At 72.3% G+C, this 21,360-nt stretch carries 14 protein-coding genes and 1 pseudogene; 1 reads left to right on the top strand and 14 read right to left on the bottom strand.

Annotation, left to right across the window (positions count from 1 at the left end):
* Nucleotides 1-554 precede the first annotated feature (554 nt).
* The 11 genes and pseudogenes from ABZT47_RS16330 to thrC form a co-directional block, all read right to left on the bottom strand.
* Nucleotides 555-932, bottom strand: a complete 378-nt coding sequence (locus ABZT47_RS16330; RefSeq protein WP_354841827.1) for a hypothetical protein — start codon at nucleotides 930-932, stop codon at nucleotides 555-557.
* Between the two features lie 16 nt (nucleotides 933-948).
* Nucleotides 949-2,943 carry a hypothetical protein gene (locus tag ABZT47_RS16325; RefSeq protein ID WP_354841824.1) on the bottom strand — a complete coding sequence of 665 codons (1,995 nt, stop codon included), beginning with the start codon at nucleotides 2,941-2,943 and terminating at the stop codon, nucleotides 949-951.
* 653 nt (nucleotides 2,944-3,596) lie between these two features.
* A pseudogene (locus ABZT47_RS16320) lies at nucleotides 3,597-4,229 on the bottom strand (L-threonylcarbamoyladenylate synthase); the annotation flags it as partial.
* 58 nt (nucleotides 4,230-4,287) lie between these two features.
* Nucleotides 4,288-5,142: a peptide chain release factor N(5)-glutamine methyltransferase gene (gene prmC / locus ABZT47_RS16315; protein WP_354841821.1), complete on the bottom strand. Its 855-nt coding sequence runs from the start codon at nucleotides 5,140-5,142 to the stop codon at nucleotides 4,288-4,290.
* 82 nt (nucleotides 5,143-5,224) lie between these two features.
* Complete coding sequence (gene prfA / locus ABZT47_RS16310; protein ID WP_354841819.1) at nucleotides 5,225-6,277, bottom strand: peptide chain release factor 1; 1,053 nt, start codon at nucleotides 6,275-6,277, stop codon at nucleotides 5,225-5,227.
* A 120-nt stretch (nucleotides 6,278-6,397) separates the two neighbouring features.
* A complete protein-coding gene (gene rpmE, locus ABZT47_RS16305) occupies nucleotides 6,398-6,616 on the bottom strand; it encodes a 50S ribosomal protein L31 (RefSeq protein WP_354841816.1) in 219 nt (72 codons plus the stop codon).
* Nucleotides 6,617-7,170: 554 nt separating this feature from the next.
* Nucleotides 7,171-7,818, bottom strand: coding sequence for a response regulator transcription factor (locus tag ABZT47_RS16300; RefSeq protein ID WP_354841814.1), 648 nt, complete (start codon nucleotides 7,816-7,818; stop codon nucleotides 7,171-7,173).
* Nucleotides 7,819-8,114: 296 nt separating this feature from the next.
* Nucleotides 8,115-9,407, bottom strand: a complete 1,293-nt coding sequence (locus tag ABZT47_RS16295) for a sensor domain-containing protein (protein ID WP_354841811.1) — start codon at nucleotides 9,405-9,407, stop codon at nucleotides 8,115-8,117.
* A 555-nt stretch (nucleotides 9,408-9,962) separates the two neighbouring features.
* Entirely contained in the window at nucleotides 9,963-12,026 is a 2,064-nt protein-coding gene (gene rho / locus ABZT47_RS16290) for a transcription termination factor Rho (protein WP_354841809.1), read from the bottom strand.
* Between the two features lie 451 nt (nucleotides 12,027-12,477).
* A complete protein-coding gene (gene thrB, locus ABZT47_RS16285; RefSeq protein WP_354841806.1) occupies nucleotides 12,478-13,416 on the bottom strand; it encodes a homoserine kinase in 939 nt (312 codons plus the stop codon).
* Between the two features lie 228 nt (nucleotides 13,417-13,644).
* Nucleotides 13,645-14,703 carry a threonine synthase gene (thrC, locus tag ABZT47_RS16280; protein WP_354841803.1) on the bottom strand — a complete coding sequence of 353 codons (1,059 nt, stop codon included), beginning with the start codon at nucleotides 14,701-14,703 and terminating at the stop codon, nucleotides 13,645-13,647.
* A gap of 302 nt (nucleotides 14,704-15,005) precedes the next feature.
* Between thrC and ABZT47_RS16275 the strand changes: the two genes are divergently transcribed.
* Nucleotides 15,006-16,034, top strand: coding sequence for a methyltransferase domain-containing protein (locus ABZT47_RS16275; RefSeq protein ID WP_354841800.1), 1,029 nt, complete (start codon nucleotides 15,006-15,008; stop codon nucleotides 16,032-16,034).
* A gap of 44 nt (nucleotides 16,035-16,078) precedes the next feature.
* Here ABZT47_RS16275 and ABZT47_RS16270 read toward each other — a convergent pair whose 3' ends face one another.
* The 3 genes from ABZT47_RS16270 to ABZT47_RS16260 form a co-directional block, all read right to left on the bottom strand.
* Nucleotides 16,079-17,749, bottom strand: coding sequence for a glycosyltransferase (locus ABZT47_RS16270; protein ID WP_354841797.1), 1,671 nt, complete (start codon nucleotides 17,747-17,749; stop codon nucleotides 16,079-16,081).
* Between the two features lie 349 nt (nucleotides 17,750-18,098).
* The gene (locus tag ABZT47_RS16265) at nucleotides 18,099-20,009 is read right to left on the bottom strand and encodes a glycosyltransferase (protein WP_354841794.1); all 1,911 of its coding nucleotides are present in this window, start codon (nucleotides 20,007-20,009) and stop codon (nucleotides 18,099-18,101) included.
* Nucleotides 20,010-20,052: 43 nt separating this feature from the next.
* Nucleotides 20,053-21,327 carry a family 2 glycosyl transferase gene (locus ABZT47_RS16260; RefSeq protein ID WP_354841791.1) on the bottom strand — a complete coding sequence of 425 codons (1,275 nt, stop codon included), beginning with the start codon at nucleotides 21,325-21,327 and terminating at the stop codon, nucleotides 20,053-20,055.
* Nucleotides 21,328-21,360: the final 33 nt, after the last annotated feature.

The raw sequence follows: 21,360 nt of genomic DNA, 5'->3' as shown, positions 1-21,360 counted from the left end.
CGATCCGGACGCGCATTCGCGGCGAAGTCTTGGACAGGGCGCGCATCCGGTGCGGAGCCGCGGTCGGGGCGGTCGCCCCGGCCGGGCGATTCGTGGTCAGGCCGTCTCGCGTGCATGGCTGGCTCACCACTCCTTCCCCTCGCACGGACCCGTGCGTGGTAAGGACACCGATCTCCCCACTGTAAGCCCGCCCCCATCGCCATCCGCACCCACCGACGATCGGCGTTCGTCCCGACCGGCCACGAGCCCGGACCGGCCGGCCGTCCCGACCGACCGGCGGTTCGGATCGGCCCCGGTTCAGATCGGCCGGCGGTTCTGATCGGTCGATGGCGTAGGCCGGCGGATGGTCCGAATCGCCGGCGACTCCGAATCACCCGGCAGTGCGGATCGGCCGGCAACCAGGATCAGCCGATGCCGCGGCACGGACCGCCGACTCGATCAGCCCATGCCTCGGAGCGACACATGCCTCCGCGTCATTCGACGCCCGGATCGAACGCATGCTCGGGGCAATGACCGAGCGGGTCGGTTACCGAGCGGGTCGGCTACTGAGCGGGTCAGCTGTAGGCGTGGGGGGCGCCGGCCGCGACCGGGACCCAGCGCGGAGTGTCCGCGGCCTGGTCGCTGATCGCCGAGAGCACCGACTGGCGGTACATGCTCAGGCGGTTGCGCCACTCGCTCATGTCCTGGACGTAGCGCTCGGCGACCGGCGCGTCCCAGACATCCCTGCTGCGGGCCATCTGCTGCGCCTTGTCCAGCGAGGTGGTGAGCTGCTCCAGCATCGGCATCACCTGCTGCCACAGGTCGATGAGCTTCTGGTACTCGGGGTTGAACCGCCAGCTCGTCGCCTGCCCGTCCGGGCTGAACGGGTCGGCCGAGCCGGGCGGGCTCTCTCCGGGCTGGAGCGGCTGCGGAGCCGGGGGATCGGCGTACATCTCTGGCGGCCCTCCTTCACGAACCGGACGACGGATCGAACCTGCCCCGCGACGACGAACCGGACTCCCCGTCCTCGTACGGGCCTCCGGCCTGGTCCTCATACGGGTCACCAGCCCCATTCTCGTACGGGTCACCGGCCGCGAACGTGGCGGCGTGCCCTCCGTGGGCGCTGAAATGGCCGTAACGGGCCTCACCTTCCGACGGGGAATACAGACCCGACCGGACATGCTCACCCGGCTCCACGTGCCCCTGTAGAGCCGCATGGCCACTCTCGGCGACCCCGGAACCCACCGGACCGGGATTGCCGGCGGACGCCGACGAAGCGGCGTCGGCGGACGAGTCGGGCGAGTCCGGCGGAAGCGGCGCCGACGGCTTGGCCGTACCTGACGGCTCGTGGGGCTGGATGTGGCCGACAGGACCATCCGGGTGCGGATGCCCTGGGTGTGCCCCGTCCGGCGGCACGATCACCGGTTGGTCCATCGGCGGGATCTTGTCCATGTTCTGCACCAGCCAGCGCAGGTACTCCCCACTCGGCGGCTTCATGGTCACCTCGACGACACGCACCCCGTCGACGTCGATCACCCGCGTTCGTTCCTGCGAGGTGTCGATGTCATGAGGATTGTCCACCTTAGGCGTATCAAGCTGCCCATCCCCCACATCCGGCCCCTGTACCGGCCCATCAGGCCGCTGATCCACTCCATGCGGCTGCTGATCAAGGCCCGACGGCTGGTGCTGATCAGGAACCGATGGCTGCTGATCCGCCCCATTCGGCTGCTGGTCAGGAGCAGGCGACTGCTGCTGCGGCGCGTCAGGCCGCTGATCCACCGCGTTCGGCTGATGATCCGGAGCCGACGGCTGCTGCTGATCCGGCGCACTCGGCTGCTGCTGGGGCGCGTCGGGACGCTGATCGACCGCGTGCGGCTGCTGGTCCGGCGCACCCGGTTGTTGGTCGGGGGTCGAGGGCGGCTGATCCGGGACAGGCGACTGCTGCTGCGGCGCGTCGGGACGCTGATCGACCGCGTGCGGCTGCTGGTCGGGGGTGTCGGGCTGCTCGGGAAGAGTAAGGGGAGACTGACTGTCCGGGCCGGCCTGCGGGTTGCCGTCAGTGGGCTCGATGTACTGCGGCTCGCCTCCCTGAGGCCCCGAATCCACACGGGGCGTCGGGTCGTGCTTAGGCGCAGGGTCGTGGTTAGGCGCGGGATCGTGCTTGGGCGCAGGGTCGTGCTTGGGCGCGGGATCGTGCTTGGGCGCGGGATCGTGCTTAGGCGCAGGGTCGTGCTTGGGCGCAGGGTCGTGTTTCGGCGCGGGGTCGTGCTTGGGCGCGGGGTCGTGCTTGGGCGCAGGGTCGTGTTTCGGCGCGGGGTCGTGCTTGGGCGCAGGGTCGTGCCGTGGGGTGGCGTCGGGCTTTTCGGCCTTTGGCGGCTGCTGCTTTTCGGTCTTGTCCTGCTGGTCGGGGAGCGTGTCGACCTTGTGAGTCTTGTCCTGGGTGTCGGACGTCGGCGCATCGTGCTTGTCGGCCTTGGGCGCGTCGTGCTTGTCGTGCTTGTCGTGCTTGAGGGCGTCGTCTTTGTCGATCTTCTCGACCTTCGGCGGGTCGCCCTTCTCGTTCTTGGCCTTGGGGGCGTCGTCCTTGTCGCCCTTGTCGGACGTGGGATGCCCGTCCTGGTCGGCGGTATGGGTCTTGTCGCCCTTGTCGCCCTTGTCGCCCTTGTCGTTCTTGTCGTCGTGTTTGTCGGGAGCCTTCTGGCCCATGTTCTTGGGCCCGGTCACCGTGTCGTTCTGCTTCACCTTCTTTTCGAGCAGGACGACCCGGGCGCTGACATCACGGACGAACGCCTCGCCGGCGTCCGCCACCTGGGCCGGCCGGTACGTGGTCGGCACGGAAAGGCCGGCGGCGCTGGTCAGCTGGGTGACACGGCCCTCGACGCCGCGCATCTGTTTGCCCGCGCGCCCCACTTCGGCCAACAGCTCACGGACCAGCTTGGGGTCCATTCCGTCCAGCTTGCCCATGGGCGTCTCCCGTGGTCGTGACCGCCGCTCCTCTGGTGCGCCTCCAGAGAAGGCTCGCGCCCGCTCGCAGCCATGCTCTCTCGCCATCGGCCGTCGCTCAAGAGCACAGACGCACCTCACGCTACTGAGGCATCTCGACCCCGAGCCCGCACGATAGCCATACGGCATGAGTCACAGCGGTCACAACCCGGCTACCGCCATCACGGACGCTTGTCGGACCGACCTTCGTCGCCCGTGCGCGTCTCCACGCCACCCGTGATCGCCCTGTCGCTCTTGGCGGTGTCGTCACCCTTGAGGGTGTCGTCGGGCTTGGCGGTCAGGCCGGACTTGGCCGTCTCTGCGGGCTCGACGGTCTCCTCCGGCCTGATGGCCGCCTCGACCTCGGCGCCGTCGCCCGGCCGCACCGTCTCGTCCGGCTTCGCGATCTCGTCCCGCTTCACGGTCTCGTCGGGCTTCTCGGTCTCAACGGACGCGGCGGTGACGTCGTCGGACGTGACGGCGTCGGGCTTCGCCGTCTTGTCGGATGTGACGATCTCGCCGGGCTTGGCCGTGTCTTCCGGCTCGGCATCGCCGGTGGGCCCGGCGGCCTCGGCGAGGGCCTGCCGCGCGCCCGTCAGGCCGGAGACGTCGGTGTCAGGGGCCGCGTCGGTGGCGACGTACCCGATGACGCCGCGCAGCTTCTCCACCGGGATGGCGCCCTGGCGCAGCACCCGCGGGACGGCCGTCGTCAGGTCGATGATCGTCGAGGGCGTGGTGTCGGCGCAGGCGCCGCCGTCCAGGTAGACCGCGACGGACTCTCCAAGCTGCTCCTCGGCGCCGGCCGCGGTCGTCGCGGGCGGCGCGCCCGACCGGTTGGCGCTGCTGACCGCCATCGGACCGGTCTCCTTGAGCAGTTCAAGGGCGACGACGTCCAGCGGCATGCGCACCGCCACGGTGCCCTTGGTCTCGCCGAGGTCCCAGTTGAGCGAGCGGCTCGCCCGGCAGATGATCGTCAGGGGCCCGGGCCAGAAGGTGTCGATGAGGTCCTGCCCGTAGGTGCCGAGGTCCTCGATGAGGGCGGTGGCGGCGCGTACGGTGCCGACCAGGACGGGAACGGGCATGTCCCTGCCGCGGCCCTTGGCCTCGAGGAGGGCATTGACGGCAAAGGGCGTGAAGGCGTCGGCCCCGATGCCGTAGACGGTGTCCGTCGGGATCACCACCAGCTCACCGGCCCGGATGGCGGACGCGGCGTCGGCGATGCCCGCGGCGCGCTGCTCGGCGGTGGAACAGTCATAACGTCGGCTCACGACTTGTCATCCTCCCACGTGGGCGGGCCGGTCCGAGCCGGGATCCCCCGCCCCGCAATCATTCCTGGCCGTAGCGGGCCGTGACGAACCGGTCGCGGCCGGCCAGGTCGGCGTGGTCGCGCGCGTCGCGCCAGCCGCGGTCTTCCGAGAACTCCAGATAGACGGCCGACCCCTGCTGGTCGGCGTGCTCCACCGCGACCAGGCCACCCGGGCGCAACAGGCGCCGGGCCGTGCGCTCGACGGCCCGGACCTCGTCCAGTCCGTCCTCCCCCGAGCCGTACAGGGCCCGCGAGGGGTCGTAGTCGCGCACCTCGGGGTCGCGCGGCACAGCCCCCGGCGGGATGTAGGGCGGGTTGGAGACCACCAGGTCCACCTGGCCGTTCAGCTCGGGGAGGCAGTCGGCGAGGTCCTCCGGGTGCAGGGAGACCCGCCCCTGCCCGTGCTCGACGATGTTGCGCTTCGCCCACCCGTAGGCCACGGGATCGACCTCGACGGCGTGCACCTGCGCGAGGGCGACCTCCTGCGCGATCGACAGGGCGATGGCGCCCGACCCCGTGCCGAGGTCGACGACGAGGGGCGATGCCACGTCCATCTCGCGGAGCCGGTCGATGGCCCAGCCCGCCACCACCTCGGTCTCGGGACGCGGCACGAACACCCCTGGGCCCACCTCAAGCGACAGGTAGCGGAAGTAGGCCCGGCCGGTGATGTGCTGAAGCGGCTCGCGGGCCTCACGCCGCGCGATGCCCTCCCAGTAGAGCGCGTCGAACTCCGAATCGGGCACCGTGTGGAGCTGACCGCGCCGCACGCCGTGGACGAACGCGGCGATCTCCTCGGCGTCGGTGCGCGGTGAGGGCACCCCCGCCTCGGCGAGCCGGGCGGTGGCGAGGGCTATCTCGTCCATCAGCAGCGTCATGGGAGTTTTCGTGAAGGGCGTCGGCGGTGTCGTGGTCGCGTCCGGCTGCGTGCCGGGGGGCGGGGCGGGCGAGGTCACGTGGTCAGGAGTGCGCCGCGAGCTTCTCGGCCATCTCGGCGTCGGTGAGGGCCTGGATGACCGCGGAGAGGTCACCGTCCAGCACCTGGTCGAGGTTGTACGCCTTGAAACCTACGCGGTGGTCGGAGATGCGGTTCTCGGGATAGTTGTAGGTGCGGACGCGCTCGGAGCGGTCGACGGTGCGCACCTGCGACTTACGCTCGGCCGAGGCCGCGGCGTCGGCCTCCTCCTGTGCGATCGCCAGCAGCCGCGCCCGCAGGATGCGCAGCGCGGACTCCTTGTTCTGGAGCTGGCTCTTCTCGTTCTGGCAGGAGACGACCACACCGGTCGGCACGTGGGTGATGCGCACCGCGGAGTCGGTGGTGTTGACGCTCTGGCCTCCGGGGCCGGAGCTGCGGAACACGTCGATGCGCAGGTCGTTGGGGTCGATCTGGACGTCGACCTCCTCCGCCTCCGGGTACACGAGGACGCCGGCCGCGGAGGTGTGGATGCGGCCCTGCGACTCGGTGACCGGCACGCGCTGGACCCGGTGGACGCCGCCCTCGTACTTCAGACGGGACCAGACGCCGTCCGAGCCCTTGCCCTTCACCGCGACCGTGACGTCCTTGTAGCCGCCGAGATCGGAGTGCTGGGCGTCGATGATCTCGGCCTTCCACCCGATGCGCTCGGCGTACCGCAGGTACATGCGGAGCAGGTCGCCGGCGAAAAGCGCCGACTCCTCGCCGCCCTCCCCCGCCTTGATCTCCATGATGATGTCCTTGTCATCGTTGGGATCACGCGGGATGAGCAAATGTTTGAGCCGCTCTTCGAGCGGGGCGACGCGGCCCTCCAGTTGCACGGCCTCCTCGGCGAACGCGGCGTCCTCAGCGGCGAGTTCCTTGGCCGCCTGCAGGTCGTCGCGGACGCTCCCGAGCTCGCGGTAGGCCGACACGATGGGGGTCAGCTGCGCGTAGCGCTTGCCGAGGGTGCGCGCCTGGTTCTGGTCGGCGTGCACAGCGGGATCGGCGAGCCTCTGCTCAAGCTCCGCATACTCGTTGAGCAACTCGTCGAGATTCACCGTGCGTCCTTCTTCCTTCACCACCGGCTTGCTGCACCACCTGGGCCCTCTACCAAGAACGCCGACCCGGGCATCGCTCCCGCGAGCGGGAGCAATGCCGAGCCGGCGTCGGGCGCGGAGCTACTTGCTCGCGGGCTTCTTGCCGAAACGCTTCTCGAAGCGGGCCACCCGGCCGCCGGTGTCCAGGATCTTCTGCTTGCCCGTGTAGAAGGGGTGGCAGGCCGAGCACACGTCGGCGTGGATCACGCCGTTCTTGGCGGTGCTGCGGGTGGTGAAGCTGTTGCCACAGCTGCACGTCACCTGGGTGGTGACATAGTCCGGGTGAATGTCGGGCTTCATCTGTAATCCTCTCTGGCGCGGCCGCCGGGTCGCCTTGGTCTCTCGCGGTCAGGTGACACGCGGACGGGCGGGAACCGGAACCGCCGAACTGGGTCGGCTACCAGTGTGCCAGATCCTCCAACCTCGCCAGGCCATCGCGCATTCCCCGGCGAGGGCCGGACCCGGCACCTGTCCCCGGGCGGCCCAGGTGACCCGCCGAGCCTAGGCCCCCGGACACCGCCGCCGCCCACAAATCCCCCACAGGACCGCAAAAGTTCGGTAACAGTGCCGAGCGCAGCCCCCGTCACCCCTCACACATGGGCCCCGGACACGACGAAGACAGGCGAACGAAGAGCAACGTAACCGCCAGGATGAGGTCCGCCCAAGGTAAGGAGTGGCCGACGACACCGCGGCGGATCACCGGCATCGGACCCGCAGGAGAAGGCGCGCACGGCAACAGCGTGGCGGCGATCGCCGAGTTCAAAGGGCTGACCAAGGACACGGCGACGGGATCACCGACATCGGACCCGCGGGAGAAGGCGAGCACTGCAGCGGCGTGGCGGTGGTCGCCGGGATCAGACTCGGCGGAGGTAGGCGAGGACGGCGAGGACGCGGCGATGGTCATCGGGGGCGGGATCGAGGCCCAGCTTGCCGAAGATGCCGGAGATGTGCTTCTCGACCGCACCGTCGCTGATGCCGAGACGCACGGCGATCGCGTTGTTCGACCGGCCCTCCGCCATCAGCGCCAGCACCTCCGACTCCCTGGCGGTGAGCGAGTCCAGGGGCTCGTGGCCGCCCCGGCGGCTCAGCAACTGGATCACGACCTCCGGGTCGATGACCGTCCCGCCATCCGCCACCCGGCGGACGGTCTCGAGGAACTCGGTCACATCGGCGACACGCTCCTTGAGCAGATAGCCCACCGCGGCGGCGTTCCGCCCGATGAGCTCGGCGGCGTACCGCTCCTCGACGTACTGCGACAGCACGAGCACCGGAAGACGAGGCAGCACGGACCGGGCCTCCAGCGCCGCGCGCAGGCCCTCGTCGGTGTGGCTCGGCGGCATGCGGACATCGACCACCGCGAGATCGGGCCGGTGCGCGCGTACCGCCTCCACCAGCCCGGGCCCGTCGCCCACGGCGGCCACGGTCTCGATGCCGCCGTCACCGAGCAGCCTGACCAGGCCTTCCCGCAGCAGCACGGAGTCCTCCGCGATCACCACCCGCACCCGTCCACCTCCATCCTCACCCTCACCTCAGACCGCACGACCCCTCAAGGGGCGCCGGCCGCGGCCGCGGCGGCCCTGGCGGCGCCGCAGCCGAGATCACCGCAGTGACCCGCACCGCCATGCCGGCCGGCCCGCCGCGCCGAACCCGCGCGCCCGCTTCGTGACGTACCACCCGGCTCTGCCGGCGCCAGTGCGCCGGCCACCGGACCGCGTGGGCCGGTGCACCGCGCCGGTCGGTGCACCGCGCCGGTCGGTGCACCGCACTGATCGGTAGACCGCACTGATCGGTGGGGAGGTCACCATTCGCAGGGTAAGGCCGCGCGGACGAGAGTGGGGCCGCCCGGCGGGCTTTCGACGGTCAGCGTGCCGTCGATGGTGGCCGCGCGGTCGGCCAGGCCCGCGAGGCCGCCGCCCGGCCGCGCCCCGGCACCGCCCACCCCGTTGTCGCGCACCTCGACCACCACCCGCTGCTCCTGACGCCCCACCGAGACCGACGCCTCCGTCGCCATCGAGTGCTTGGCGATGTTCGCCAGGGACTCGGCGACGATGAAGTAGGCGATGCTCTCGACGGCCGCGGGCGGGCGATCGGCGATGTCCACCGAGACCGTCACCCGCACCGGGGCCCGGGCGGCCAGCGCCGACAGCGCGGCGTCCAGGCCTCTGTCGGTGAGGATGGCCGGATAGATGCCGCGTGCCAGGTCGCGCAACTCGGCGATGGCGGCCTTGGTGCCCGCGTGGGCCTGCGCGAGCAGCCCGCGTGCCTCGTCGGGCTCGGTGTCGAACTTCGCCTGCGCCCTGCCGAGATCGAGCACCACCGCCAGCAGCCGCTGCTGGGCGCCGTCGTGCAGATCGCGCTCGATGCGGCGGCGCTCGGCCTCGGCGGCGTCCACACCTCTGGCCCGGCTGGCCTGCAGGTGCCTGACCCGCGCCTCGTCGCCCGCGCCGAGCAGCGCCCCGGCCAGCATGCCGTGGATCCACGCCATGCCCCGCACGACGTACAGCGTCACGCAGAGCAGGGCGAGCCCGGCCGGCACCCAGGGCAGCGCCTCGGGCAGGGTGTCGATCAGAAGGCGCTCGCTGACGCGGGTGGGCACGCCGAACAGCACCAGGATCGGCTGCGTGATCAGGGCACCGGAGACGACGCCCAGCGTGAACGTCGCCAGCGACTCGACCAGCCCGAGGGGCAACAGCAGGAACAGATAGCCGAGATCTTTGTAGGTGGCGGGGTCGGCGAAGAGCCGGCGCAGACGAGCCAGGACGCCCCCGCCTGCCATGGGCTGGTAGGGATCGCGGATGGTCACGCCGAACGCCAGGCGGAGCAGCCGCCGTTCGAGCATGGCACCGCCCCGCCAGACGAGCATGGTGAGCACCAGCAGCGGCAGGCCGACCCAGATGGCCACCGTGGCGAAGGAGAGCGCCAGACCGGTCAGGAGGATGACGAACCAGGTGACGCCCCAGAACATGCTGAGCAGCAGATAGGGCACCGCGCGCCAGGTGAGGGGATCGACGAGCAGTCCGAGCGGGCCACGCGGGCCGAGCGGCACCCTCAGCCGCAACGGCGGGCGCCCGGACGCCGTCTCGCCGGCCATGGCATGCCCTCCGATCCGAATCGCGTCATCGGCGACGGCCCGTCCAGCCGTACGGAAAGAGCCTGCCAAGCCCGCGGGCTCGGCGCCATGGAGATGGCACCAGGAGTGGGGTGTGGCCAGCCCTACCTACGGCCCTGCACCTGAGCGCCGATCGGCGATGAGGCGGATGAGTGAGCCGGTAGCGGCATGGGCGCAGGGCCCGGAGACCACGACCGCGATCCTCGGGCTGAGGGGCGGACCGGATAGCCGGTACGACCGGAGGGAGCGGGGAACACCACCGCCATCCTCGGCTGACGGGTTGACCGGGTCGCCGCCACGGACGGAGCGAGGCAACACCACCGCCGCCCTCGGGTGGATCGGGTCACCGGCACGGACCTGAGGGAGCGGGAGAACACGACCGCCGCCCTCGGAAGGTTTCCGGGGCGGCGGAGGTGGGTGGTCCGGCCGGTTGCCGCGCCCGCCCTGGGAGGCCCTGGTCGGCAGGCCGGTCCTCCCGGCCGGGGCCGGACAGGGACGGGGCTGTGACGTGGGCGTGCCTGGGCGGGGCGGGCCGGGTCAGTCGCGGTCGGAGCTGACCGTGGTCTTCTGGACCTGGAGCAGGAACTCGGCGTTGGACTGCGTCTCGCGCATCTTCTCCAGCAGCAGCTCCAGAGCCTGCTGCATGTCGAGGGCGTGCAGCACGCGGCGCAACTTCCAGACGATCTGCAGCTCGTCCCTGGACATCAGGATCTCTTCCTTGCGGGTGCCGGACGCGTCGACGTCCACCGCGGGGAAGATGCGCTTGTCGGCCAGGGAGCGGTTGAGCTTCAGTTCGGCGTTGCCGGTGCCCTTGAACTCCTCGAAGATGACCTCGTCCATCTTGGAGCCGGTCTCGACCAGCGCCGTGGCGAGGATCGTCAGCGAGCCGCCGTTCTCGATGTTGCGGGCGGCGCCGAAGAACCGCTTGGGCGGGTACAGGGCGGTGGAGTCGACACCACCGGACAGGATGCGCCCGGACGCCGGGGCCGCCAGGTTGTAGGCGCGGCCGAGGCGGGTGATGGAGTCGAGCAGGACGACCACGTCGTGGCCCAGCTCCACCAGCCGCTTGGCGCGCTCGATGGCGAGCTCGGCGACGGTGGTGTGGTCCTCGGCGGGACGGTCGAAGGTCGAGTGGATGACCTCGCCCTTCACCGACCGCTGCATGTCGGTGACCTCTTCAGGACGCTCGTCCACCAGGACGACCATCAGGTGGCACTCGGGGTTGTTCCGGGTGATCGCGTTGGCGATCGCCTGGAGCACCATCGTCTTGCCGGCCTTCGGCGGGGAGACGATGAGACCGCGCTGGCCCTTGCCGATGGGCGCCACCATGTCGATGATGCGCGTCGTCAGGATGTTGGGGTCGGTCTCCAGCCGCAGGCGCTCCTGCGGGTAGAGCGGCGTGAGCTTGGAGAAGTCGGGGCGGTTGCGCGACTGCTCGGGGTCCATGCCGTTGACGGTGTCCAGCCGCACCAGGGCGTTGAACTTCTCACGGCGCTCGCCGTCGCGGGGCTGGCGCACCGCTCCGGTGATGACGTCGCCCTTGCGCAGGCCGTTGCGGCGGATCTGCGCGAGCGAGACGTACACGTCGTTGGTGCCCGGCAGGTAGCCGCTGGTGCGGACGAACGCGTAGTTGTCCAGGATGTCGAGGATGCCGGCGATCGGGATCAGGACGTCGTCGTCGCCGATCACGGGCTCGTTGCTGTCGAAACGGTCGCGCCCGCGGCGGTTGCGCTCCCTGAACCTGCCGCGGCGTCCGCGGCGGTCGTCGTCGCCCTGCAGGTCACGGTCCTGATCGCGGCCCTGGTCACGACCCTGGTCGCGCGTCTGCTGGCGTCCCTGGTCGCGGTCACGGTCACGGGACTGGTCGCGGTCGCGGGTCTGGTCGCGGTCACGCGACTGGTCGCGGTCGCGGGTCTGGTCGCGGTCACGGGACTGGTCGCGGTCGCGCCCCTGATCGCGGGTCGGCTCGCGGCGGCCCTGGGCCTCGCCCGCGTCGGCGGCGCGCTGCTCGGGACGGCTGTTGTCGTTGCGGTTGTCGGGGCGGTTGTCGCCGCGCTCACGACGGTCGGCGCCACGCCCGCGGCGCTCGCCGCGCTCGCGACGGGACTCGCCGCGCTCGGGACGGCCCTCGGCCTGCGGAGCCTCGACCGGCGTGGAGGTGGCGGCCGCGGCGGCGGGGGCCTGCTCGGGAGCCTGCGTCTCGGCGACGGGAGCGCGCTCTTCGCGGGTCTCGACGGCGGCCTCGACCGGCGCGGGGCGGGAACGTTCCCGACGGGTACGGGCCGGGCGCTCGGCCACCGGCTCGGCGGCGACCGTGGGAGCCGGGGCGGCGACAGGCTCGGCGGGGGCGGAGGTGGAGGCACCCTCAGCAGAAACGCCCTGCTTCTCCTGGATGGCCGCGATCAGCTGGCTCTTGCGCATCCGTCCGGTCCCGCTGATGCCGAGGCTCGACGCGAGAGCCTGCAGCTCGGGCAGCACCATGGCCGCGAGGCCCGTGCCGGAGCGACGGCGCGGCCTGGCCGCGGCGCGGGTGGGGGTGTCGCCGGCGGCCGACGGCGCTGCGCCGGGGGCGTCGGAGAGGAGTTCGGTGGTGTCGCTCAACTAAAAGGTCCTTCCCAGGGGTCGGGCGTCGGCCACGATCAGCCAGGCGTCCCGGTGGTGCGACCCGGCGGGACAGACCGGGTCGGGCTGGACGAAGCTCTAAGGTGTCGGTAAACCGGTGCGTCGAACCGGCCCGTGGCCGTCACCGTCGAGATTCGTGAGCCGTTGGGGGCCCGGGGGTCGCCCCCCGGCTGGTTACCGCCGACCAGATGTCGATGTCAGTCGAACGCGCATGTCCCCGATTACGCCGCTCCTCGACGCACCAACCGGATGTGGAGCAACCGGAGGCGATGAATTCGGGAAGCCCGCTGTGCGGCCTGTGTCTTGCGACCCAAGGCGCGATCCAGCGATGTATGGCTGACAAGCACGCACCCGCAACGGGGGCATCTGGTGCGGCTATCAGCCTAACATCACCAGCGCACACTGCTATTCCCTGAAGGTCGAAGATGCATCAGCGTGTCTCGGGAGATTCAACGCTCGCGCCGGACCGATCGACGTCCAATGGCTGGATGTGCCAGTCACTACCCACTTCCGACGCGATCAAATCATGGGTATCCGCCGTTCCGAACACCAGAACCGTAGGACCGGCTCCGGAGACCACGGCGGGAACCCCTGCCACGCGGAGACGTTCTACCAGATCAGCGGTGCCCGGCATCGCAGGCGCGCGGTAGGCCTGGTGGAGACGGTCTTCGGTGGCGGCGAGCAGCAGTCCGCTCTCGGGTCGCTGGGTGAGCGCCGCGATCAGCAGGGCCGCGCGTCCGGCGTTGGCCGCCGCGTCGGCGTGCGGCACGTCCTTCGGCAGAAGCCCGCGCGCCTCCTCGGTGGAGAGCCGGGTTCTCGGCACGCACACCACAGGTCGGACGCCCCCATGCGGGCTCAGTTCCAGCTTATGCGGTGTTCCGGACAAGTCGCTCCACGCGATGGTGAGTCCTCCGGACAGGCAGGGCGCCACGTTGTCGGGATGCCCCTCCATGCGCGTGGCCAGCGCGAAGACGTCGTCGTCGGAGAGCGAGGGCGCGGCGAGCGCACGGGCGGCGAGGATGCCGGCGCAGATGGCCGCCGAGGAGGATCCGAGGCCGCGCGCGTGCGGGATGCGGTTGTGACACCGCAATCTCAGGCGCCGCGGCTGCGGCGCGCCCGCGAGATCGAGCGTGGCACGGACGGCCCTGACGATCAGATGGCCCTCGCCGGTGTCCAGCTCGCCCGCGCCCTCGCCCTCGACGTGGACCTCGACGCCCGGGCCGTTCCCCTCGGCGCCCGGCGCGTCGTCGAGGATCGAGACCTCGACCTCGTCGTACAGGGTCAGGGCGAGCCCCAGAGAGTCGAAGCCCGGCCCGAGGTTCGCGCTGGTGGCGGGCACGCGGACCACGACGGTGCTGCTCGGTGACATGCGTTTCCTCAAGGGATGGGGTCGATCTCGGCCGATCATACGACCGCGCCGCGCGTCATGCGCCGCGGGGCCGCCGCGGGTCGCCGCCGGGTCGCCGCTGGGGCGGCCGTGCGGTCACCGCTCGGCGGGTCGCATGGGAACGGCCCCTTCGCGGGGCCGGTCCACGTGGACGGAGGAGTCCACCCGCCGGATCACCGGCGGGTGGGTCTCGGGGCGGCGCCCGGTGTGTCAGGCGAGTTCGAGCGCGGCGGCCGCCGCGAAGGCGTCGACCGGGATGGTGAGCGGGGTGGGCGCGCCGGAGATCGCCCAGTCGGGGTCCTTCAGGCCGTTGCCGGTGACGGTGCACACGACGCGCTGGCCCGGGCGGACCAGCCCCTGCTCGTGGGCCTGCAGCAGGCCCGCGACGCTCGTCGCCGAGGCGAGCTCGACGAACACGCCTTCCTCCTGGGCGAGCAGTTTGTACGCGGCGGCGATCTGGCGGTCGGTGACGGCCTGGATGTCGCCCCCGGACTCGTCGCGCGCGGCCTCTGCGAGATGCCAGGAGGCCGGGTTGCCGATGCGGATGGCCGTGGCGATCGTCTGCGGATGGGTGACCGGGGCGCCATCGACGATGGGCGCCGCCCCCTTGGCCTGGAAGCCCAGCATGCGCGGGGTGTGGGTGGCCGCCGAGCTCTCGGCGTACTCGCGGTAGCCCATCCAGTAGGCGGAGATGTTGCCCGCGTTGCCCACCGGGATGCAGTGGACGTCCGGCGCGTCGCCGAGGGCGTCCACGATCTCGAACGCCGCGGTCTTCTGCCCCTGGAGGCGGTGCGGGTTGACCGAGTTGACCAGGGCGATCGGGTAGTTCTCGGCGAGCTTGCACGTCATCTCGAGGCAGTCGTCGAAGGAGCCGTCGACCTGGAGCAGCCGGGCGCCGTGCACGAGGGCCTGCGCCAGCTTGCCCATGGCGATCTTGCCGCGCGGCACGAGCACCGCGCAGGTGAGCCCGGCCCGGACCGCGTAGGCGGCCGCGGAGGCGCTGGTGTTGCCGGTGGAGGCGCAGATGACGGCCTTGGCGCCTTCTTCGAGGGCCTTGCTGATGGCCACGGTCATGCCGCGGTCTTTGAAGCTGCCGGTGGGATTGAGGCCCTCGACCTTGAGATACACCTCGCAGCCGGTGAGCGCGGAGACGCGCCTGGCCGGGACCAGCGGCGTGCCGCCCTCCAGCAGGGTGACGACGGGCGTCGTCGTGGTCACGGGGAGCCGGTCACGGTATTCCTCGATAAGGCCACGCCAAGCCCTGAGCATCGTCACTCCTCCCGCGCCCGGCCCGGGTCGAGCGGGCACGACGGCGCGTAACCATGGGGTCCCGCTACCAGCGGTATCAGGCACCGAGTCTACGCAGGCGCCGGGCGCCCCCGCGCCTGTTGTCCACAGGGTGGACCACTCCGGCGGCCGCACTTTCCATACTCGGGCAAGGTGCGCCAGGGATACACCGGGTAGCGGTCAATATCGCATCCCTGAAGAACCCCGGAAAGCTCACTGTCTCTTTAACCTCTTTTGCCTCACAATTGGGGCAAGACCCGCCATGCCGGAAGGAAAACGTCGCCGTGACCGCCGCGAGCAGAATCCGGGCCGGGGACGACCGCGACCGCCTGCACTGGCTCCTGGACCACCTGCCCGCGAGCCGTCCCGGCCGCCCGGTCTCCGTCCTCGACCTGGGCTGCGCCGAGGGCGAGCTGTCGTTCCTGCTCGCCGAGCGGGGCGACAAGGTGACCGGCGTCGACCGTGACCCGCGACTGGTCGCCGAAGCGCGCCGGCACGCCGGCCGGCTGTCCGCCGACGTCGCCGCGCGCGTCGAGTTCGAGGTCGGGGACGGGCACGCGCTGGACGGCGTTCCCGACGAGAGCTTCGACGCGGCCGTGGCCGGGGAGATCCTCGACCGCGTCGGTGACCCCGTCCAGGTGCTCGAAGCCCTCCACCGCACCCTCCGCCCGGCCGCGACGCTCGTCTTCACGGTGCCCTACGGCGTGAACGAGGCCGTCCTGCGCCTCGCCCGCGCCGTCGGCGACCACGCCGAGGACCCGGGCGACACCGGTGAGGACGAGGCCGAGCGGCGGCGGGTCTTCTACCACGGCAGCCTGCGCCACCTGGTGGAACCGCTGTTCGAGATCCGCGAGCTGACCGTGCTGCGCCACCACCTCGCCGGGGTCGCCGTCCGCAGGGACGAACCGCGCGGCACCCCGGGGTTCGCGCTGAGCCGGGCCGAGACCGCGTTCCTCCAGCGCGAGCGGCACCTGCACGGCGAGATCGCCGAGTTGCGCGCCCTGTGCGCCGAACTGAGCGACCGCGAGGCCACCCTGACCCGCGCCGGGCAGGAGTTGCTCGGCCGCAACGCCCAGTTGCGCGCCGAGGCGACGCGCCTGCTGCAGCGGATGCGGCATCTGGAAGGCCGCCTCGCCGAGTACCGCGAACTGATCGCGCGCCTGCGCCGCTCGCGGGCATGGCGCCTGATCACGGCCTACCGGCGGGTGCGTTACTCCTCCGTTCGCGAGGCCCCGCCGGCCGCGCAGCACCCCGTGGCGATCGGCTCTCCCCCGTCCGCCCGGCGCGCCCTGCCCGGCCGGACGGAACCCTGAGCCGTACCGCGCGTCCGCGGGCCGGCGTCCCCGCACCGAAGATCTCATCGGCCGCGGAGCGACCGGATGCGGTTGACGAGCTTCCGCGCGGCCGGAGGCGGGGACGACGGCTGAGCGCTCGCCGGCTGAGCGCCGGACGGCGGCTTCTCGGCGGCCTGCGAAGGCAGGGGCCCGGAAGGGGACGACGGCGATGACGCCGGGGCGGACGAGTCCGCCGGGACGCTCGAAGGGGCCGCCTTCCCGGGTTGCGTCCTCGGCCGATCGCCCGGCGCCGGCGGCCAGAACTTGGCCGCGGGAGCGCGATGCACGCCGTGCGTCCGCTCGATCACCGCGTCGAGGTCGTCGCCGGGGCCGGCGAGCAGGCGGGCGCGGTTGACGGCGTCGGTGCGCTCCAAGCGCGCCGTTCTCCCGTCGGGGAACTCCACGACCAGCAGCCCGGCCCGCTTGTCGTTGATCATCCTGATCATGACCTCGAGCGAGCGGCGGTGCAGCGGCACCTCCACCGGCCCGGTGTAGCGGAACGGGACAGGCGCGGCGTCCCGCGCCGGGCCCGGCGAGAGGAGCACCCCCTCGTCGTGCCGGAACTGCTCTCGGACCAGCCGCAGCTCCAGGTCGGGGTCGTCGAGCACGCGGTGGCGGCCCTCGGTCAGCCGGTCCCACGGCGCGACGAGCGTGACCCGCACGTCCGGCAGGCTGCCGCCGAGCGCCGAGGCCACGGCGGCCCGCACCCGCGGCTCGGCGTGCCCCTCGGCCTGGAGGACGACCTCGACGTAGGGCACCAGCCAGCGCCGGCCCGGCTCCTTGCGCAGGTCGCGGCGCAGCGGGACCCGCTGGGCCAGATAGGGGGCCACGACGCGGACGGTCGTGTCGGTGTCGACGCGCTGGGCCGGCAGCCCCAGGTGGACGGCGCGCGCCTCCATGTCGGGCACGAACACGGCGCCGGTCATGGCGAGCCGGTAGGCGAACTCGGTGTCCTCGCCCCTGAGGACCCGCGCGTCGAAACCCCCGGCCCGCGCGAACAACGCCCGACGGAAGGAGACGGTGGGCCCGGTGCAGACGTGATAGGGGTTCTTGCTGGTCCGCAGCCCGTCCAGCCGCCTGATCGTCGCCTCCGTGGAGCTCGGGACGGCCGTGGACAGGTCGAACAGCCCGTCGAAGTCGCCGTCGCGCACGGCGGCGTGCACCTGCTCGGGGGTGCGCGCCTGCTCCTCGACGAAGACCTTGGCGCCGATGGTGACCACGTAGTCGGCCAGATGGTGCCAGCGCATGAGCGCCTCGATGTGCTCGCGGCAGATCACCATGTCGGAGTCGAGGCGCTGGACGATCTCGCCCTCGGCCAGGCGTGCGCCGGTGTTGATGGCGTGCGCGATGCCCCAGCCGCCGGGCGCGCCGGGCACCAGGCGGGTGCGCTCGGGGCGGATGCCGGGCAGGCGCAGCGGCGGCTCGCTGCCGTCGTCGACGACGACGACCTCCATCAGGTGGGACGGGTAGGTCTGCGCGGCCAGGGCGGCGAGCGTCAGATCGAGCCGGTGCTGCCCGCCGTACGCGGGGATGACCACGCTCACGGGCAGGGACGGCGTCCACGCGCCGAGCGGCGGCGGGATGAGCGGCGAGTAGTCGTTGTGCCGGATCACCGGCCGCGCGGGACCGCCGGCGCCTTTCGGGGAGGCCGAGCCTTCACCGCCATCACCGGTCACGTTCGTGGAGGCGGTCAAGATGATCGCTCCTTCGTCGGTTCCGTTCGCCGCCGGAGCCGACATTACCCAAACAAGCTGGGAGGTTCATGAGAGGCCCGTGGCGCGGTCACCTGCCGGTCTTCCCCGCCTGCGCGGATCATGCGCGCCTCGCGCCATCTGACATGCGCCCTTACCACGCTGGCCGCCTCCGAGTGGACCTCCGGGGCGCCACCCTCGTCGCGTCGGCAGCCTCCGGCCGATCGCGGCGACCCGGCCCGCCATCCGCTCCCCCACCCGACGCGCCGTCCGCCTCCCGCTCGCCCTGAAAGCGCCCACCCAGCCGCTCCCCCCAAGCGCAGTCCGCCCACCCGGCCGACGCGCCGTCCGGCTACCCGCCCGCGCCCGTAGCGCCGTCGGTCTTGCCGCTCGCATCCGCGGCGCCGTTCGCCTTCACGCCTGTGCCAGGAACGCCATCGGTCTTCCCCCGCACGCCCGAAGCGCCGCCCGCCTGTTCGCTCCCCGTGCAGTTCGGGGGCTCGTCGGGGATCGTCACGGGCGACGACGGGCCGTTCAGCGGCTCGCTCGGGGCCTGGGCGGCGCGGCGCACGGAGATGCGCTTGATCATGGTGCGCAGCCGGCCCGCCTTGAGCCTGGCCACCTCCCGGCGCAGCCCGCCGACCTCCCTGCGCAGGTCGACGGCGCTCTTGCGCCAGCGTCCCGCCTCCTCGCGCCACTTGGCGACCTGCCCGCGCAGCCGCTCGGCCTCCTTGGTCAGCCTGACCACCTCGGCCTCGGTCTCCAGCCGGGCGCGGTAGGCCATCCGGCGTCCCTTGGCGGGCACGGCCTGGGACGCGGGGACGAACCCGAGCGTCTCGCCGTCGATCCACAGCGCGCCGTAGACCTCGTCCACCAGGTCGTCCACCAGGTCGTCCATGGCGGGACCCGCGAGGGTGGAGGAGGGCTCGGCGGCCAGGACGAGCGCGGCGCGGGCGAAGGCGGCGCGGCGCTCCAGGCGTGCCGTGGCCAGCTCTTCGGGGGTCTCGGCGAGCAGCACGCCGACCAGGCCGTGCCCGTCGTCCACCGCCAGGTCGAGCAGCTTGGCCAGCGTGTCCTCCTCCGGCACCCACCCGGCCGGCAGGCACAGCCGGAACGGCGCCACGCGCGGGGCGCCGCCCGAGGCGAACCGCACGCGGCCGTCATGGGCGTAGTGGCCGAGGATGAGCGCGAGGTCCAGGCGGGGATCGGTGAGCGGCGCGCGGCGCTCGGGCTCCAGCGTGTCCCACGGCCCGGTGACCAGCACCGACACGTCCGGCAGGGTGCCGGACAGGACGGCGTCCACGGTGGCGCGGGTGTCCTCGTACCCGGCGGCCTCGACCACGACCTCCAGGTACGGCACCTTCCACTGGCGCGCGGGGTGGGCGCGGAGCCAGCGGTACTGCGGGATGCGGTCGCCGATCAGGGCGTGGCTGACCCGGTCGATGGGCTGCTTGTCGCGCATGCGCATCGACGGGCCGAGGTGGTAGCCCCGGGCGAGCGGCTCGGGGACGAACACCGCGCCGGCCTGCGCGAGGCGGTATCCCATCTCGGTGTCCTGGCCGAGGATGAGCTCCTCGTCCATGGGGCCGGCCGCGTCGATCAGCCGGCGGGCCACCGAGGTCGCCCCGCCGACGTGCAGGCTGAAGGCCCGGTTGGGGGTGTCGGTGAGCCCATTGGTGCGCTGCACCAGATCGACCAGCCACTCGTGCGGCTCGGCGGGCTCGAACAGGGCGGACAGGTCGGCGGTGGCCGCCACCGCCCCGGGATCGGGCAGCGGGGCCGTGGTGAACCTGAGGTAGCTGGTGACGACGATGTAGGGGGCGAGGTGGTGCCAGCGCATGTGCGCCTCCACCTCGTGCCGGTCCGGGACCACGTCGGAGTCGAGCCAGTGGACGACGTCGCCGGTGGCGGCGGCAAGGCCGGCGTTGCGGGCGTCGGCCCGGCCCGGGACCTCGCAGACGACCAGCCGGGTGTCGCCCGGACGGATCTCCGGCAGGCGCAGCGGCGGGCTGCTGCCGTTGTCCACCACGACGACCTCGGTGAGGTCGCCGGGGTAGGTCTGCGCGGCCAGCCCGGCGAGGACGAGATCGAGCTTGTCCTGGCCGTTGTAGGCGGGCACGACGACGCTGACGCGAAGGCTCGGCGTCCACGCGCCGAGCGCGGGCGGGTCGAGCACGGTGTAGTCGTTGCCGCGGACGCGCGGGACCGCCGGACCGGCCGCCGCGGGCGCCGTGTCGTCGGGGCGCAGGGTCTGGCCGCTCATCGGGTTCCCAGGAAGTGGCGGGGCACGGGGCCGCCGGGACGGGTCACTGCGTCTCCAGGATGCGGCTCGGCCGGAAGCCGCGCCATTGGTTCGCCGAGACGCGCAGGAAGTGCGCGAGGGGCAGCTGCCAGGTGTGGCCGGCGGCGAGCGCGCGGCGCAGGACGTAGCCGAGCCCCTGGGTGCGGTAGATGCGGGCTCCGGCGGCGTGGGCGGTCTTGAGGAGCTGGGCGTCCACCCCCCGCGACACCCCCTCGAACCCGCCGATCTCGTGGTACTTCTCACGAGCGAGGAAGATGGTACCGCCGGCCACGTGGTCCGACCAGACCTCGCTGGTGTAGTCGGTGCGGCGCACGGTGACCTTCAGCGGCTCCAGGTAGAAGAACTCGGCGGCGGTGCCCACGATGTCGGCCCCGCTGTAGGCGCGGGCCATGAGCAGGTCGGCGAGGTGCTCCGGGGAGTACCAGTCGTCGTCGTCCCACTTGGCGATGTCGTCGCCGCCCGCCTTGGCCGCCACCTCGTGCAGCACCTGGCCGAACGGCGTGGCCTCGTCGGCCTCCACCAGGGTCAGCGGCAGGGGGAACCCGGCGACGGCGCGGCGCACGTCCTGGTGGGAGGCGGGGACGCCGTGCAGCCCCAGCAGGACCTCGACCTGGACGTGCCGCTGACGCGCGATCTGGGCGAGCGCGGAGGCTAGCAGGGCGGGCCGCTTGCTCGACATCACGACGCTCACCGTCGGCAGAGCCGGCGCGGTCGTCGCTGCAGGGACGGCCGGCGCGGGCGGCATCGCGAGGGCGGCCGACGCGGCCGGCGCCGTGGGCGCGGAGCCGCGCGCCCCCGCCGTCCCGTCGTTGCCGTGGCGCAGGGCGTGGCGCCGCAGGCGGAGGCTGTGCTCCTCCCTGCGCAGATCGCTCACCGAGCCCACCGAGGGGTCGCGCGGGCCCGGTGCCCAGGAGGTGAGCAGCGCGGCGAGGCCGGGATCGGCCTGCTTCATCCAGGCGGGCGCGTCGTCCGCGTGGAGGGGCACGCCCGCGCGGGCCAGCGCGCGGATCGTCTCCAGCACTCCTGCGGCCTCGGTCGCGCCCGGCGGCCCGGACGCCGTGGCCGGGCCCGTCGCGGACGCCTCCGCGGTGCCCACGGCCTGCGGCCAGCGGACGCGCAGGCCCGGGAGGGCGCGGAGCGGCACGATGTCGGCCGCGGTCAGCGGCGCGTCGGCGGGCCGTCCGGCGAGCACCGGCCGGGCCCCCGAGAACGACAGCTCGCCGGGATCGGCCGTCGGCGTCCGCACGTAGCCGAGCGGTGTCGGGTCGCCCTCTGCCAAGGCCTCACCTTTCAACTGCCGGCCCCGCCGGGG

Origin of the sequence: Sphaerisporangium sp. NPDC005289, assembly GCF_040607455.1 — a bacterium.
Taxonomy (GTDB): domain Bacteria; phylum Actinomycetota; class Actinomycetes; order Streptosporangiales; family Streptosporangiaceae; genus Sphaerisporangium; species Sphaerisporangium rhizosphaerae.
This window is presented reverse-complemented; position numbering and strand designations above follow the sequence as displayed.

What these genes read in the sequence shown, in the direction of transcription:
- ABZT47_RS16330 (WP_354841827.1), bottom strand. Translation starts at nt 932, where the DNA reads ATGTACGCCGATCCCCCGGCTCCGCAGCCGCTCCAGCCCGGAGAGAGC.
- ABZT47_RS16325 (WP_354841824.1), bottom strand. Translation starts at nt 2,943, where the DNA reads ATGGGCAAGCTGGACGGAATGGACCCCAAGCTGGTCCGTGAGCTGTTG.
- prmC (WP_354841821.1), bottom strand. Translation starts at nt 5,142, where the DNA reads ATGACGCTGCTGATGGACGAGATAGCCCTCGCCACCGCCCGGCTCGCC.
- rpmE (WP_354841816.1), bottom strand. Translation starts at nt 6,616, where the DNA reads ATGAAGCCCGACATTCACCCGGACTATGTCACCACCCAGGTGACGTGC.
- ABZT47_RS16295 (WP_354841811.1), bottom strand. Translation starts at nt 9,407, where the DNA reads ATGGCCGGCGAGACGGCGTCCGGGCGCCCGCCGTTGCGGCTGAGGGTG.
- thrB (WP_354841806.1), bottom strand. Translation starts at nt 13,416, where the DNA reads ATGTCACCGAGCAGCACCGTCGTGGTCCGCGTGCCCGCCACCAGCGCG.
- thrC (WP_354841803.1), bottom strand. Translation starts at nt 14,703, where the DNA reads ATGCTCAGGGCTTGGCGTGGCCTTATCGAGGAATACCGTGACCGGCTC.
- ABZT47_RS16265 (WP_354841794.1), bottom strand. Translation starts at nt 20,009, where the DNA reads ATGAGCGGCCAGACCCTGCGCCCCGACGACACGGCGCCCGCGGCGGCC.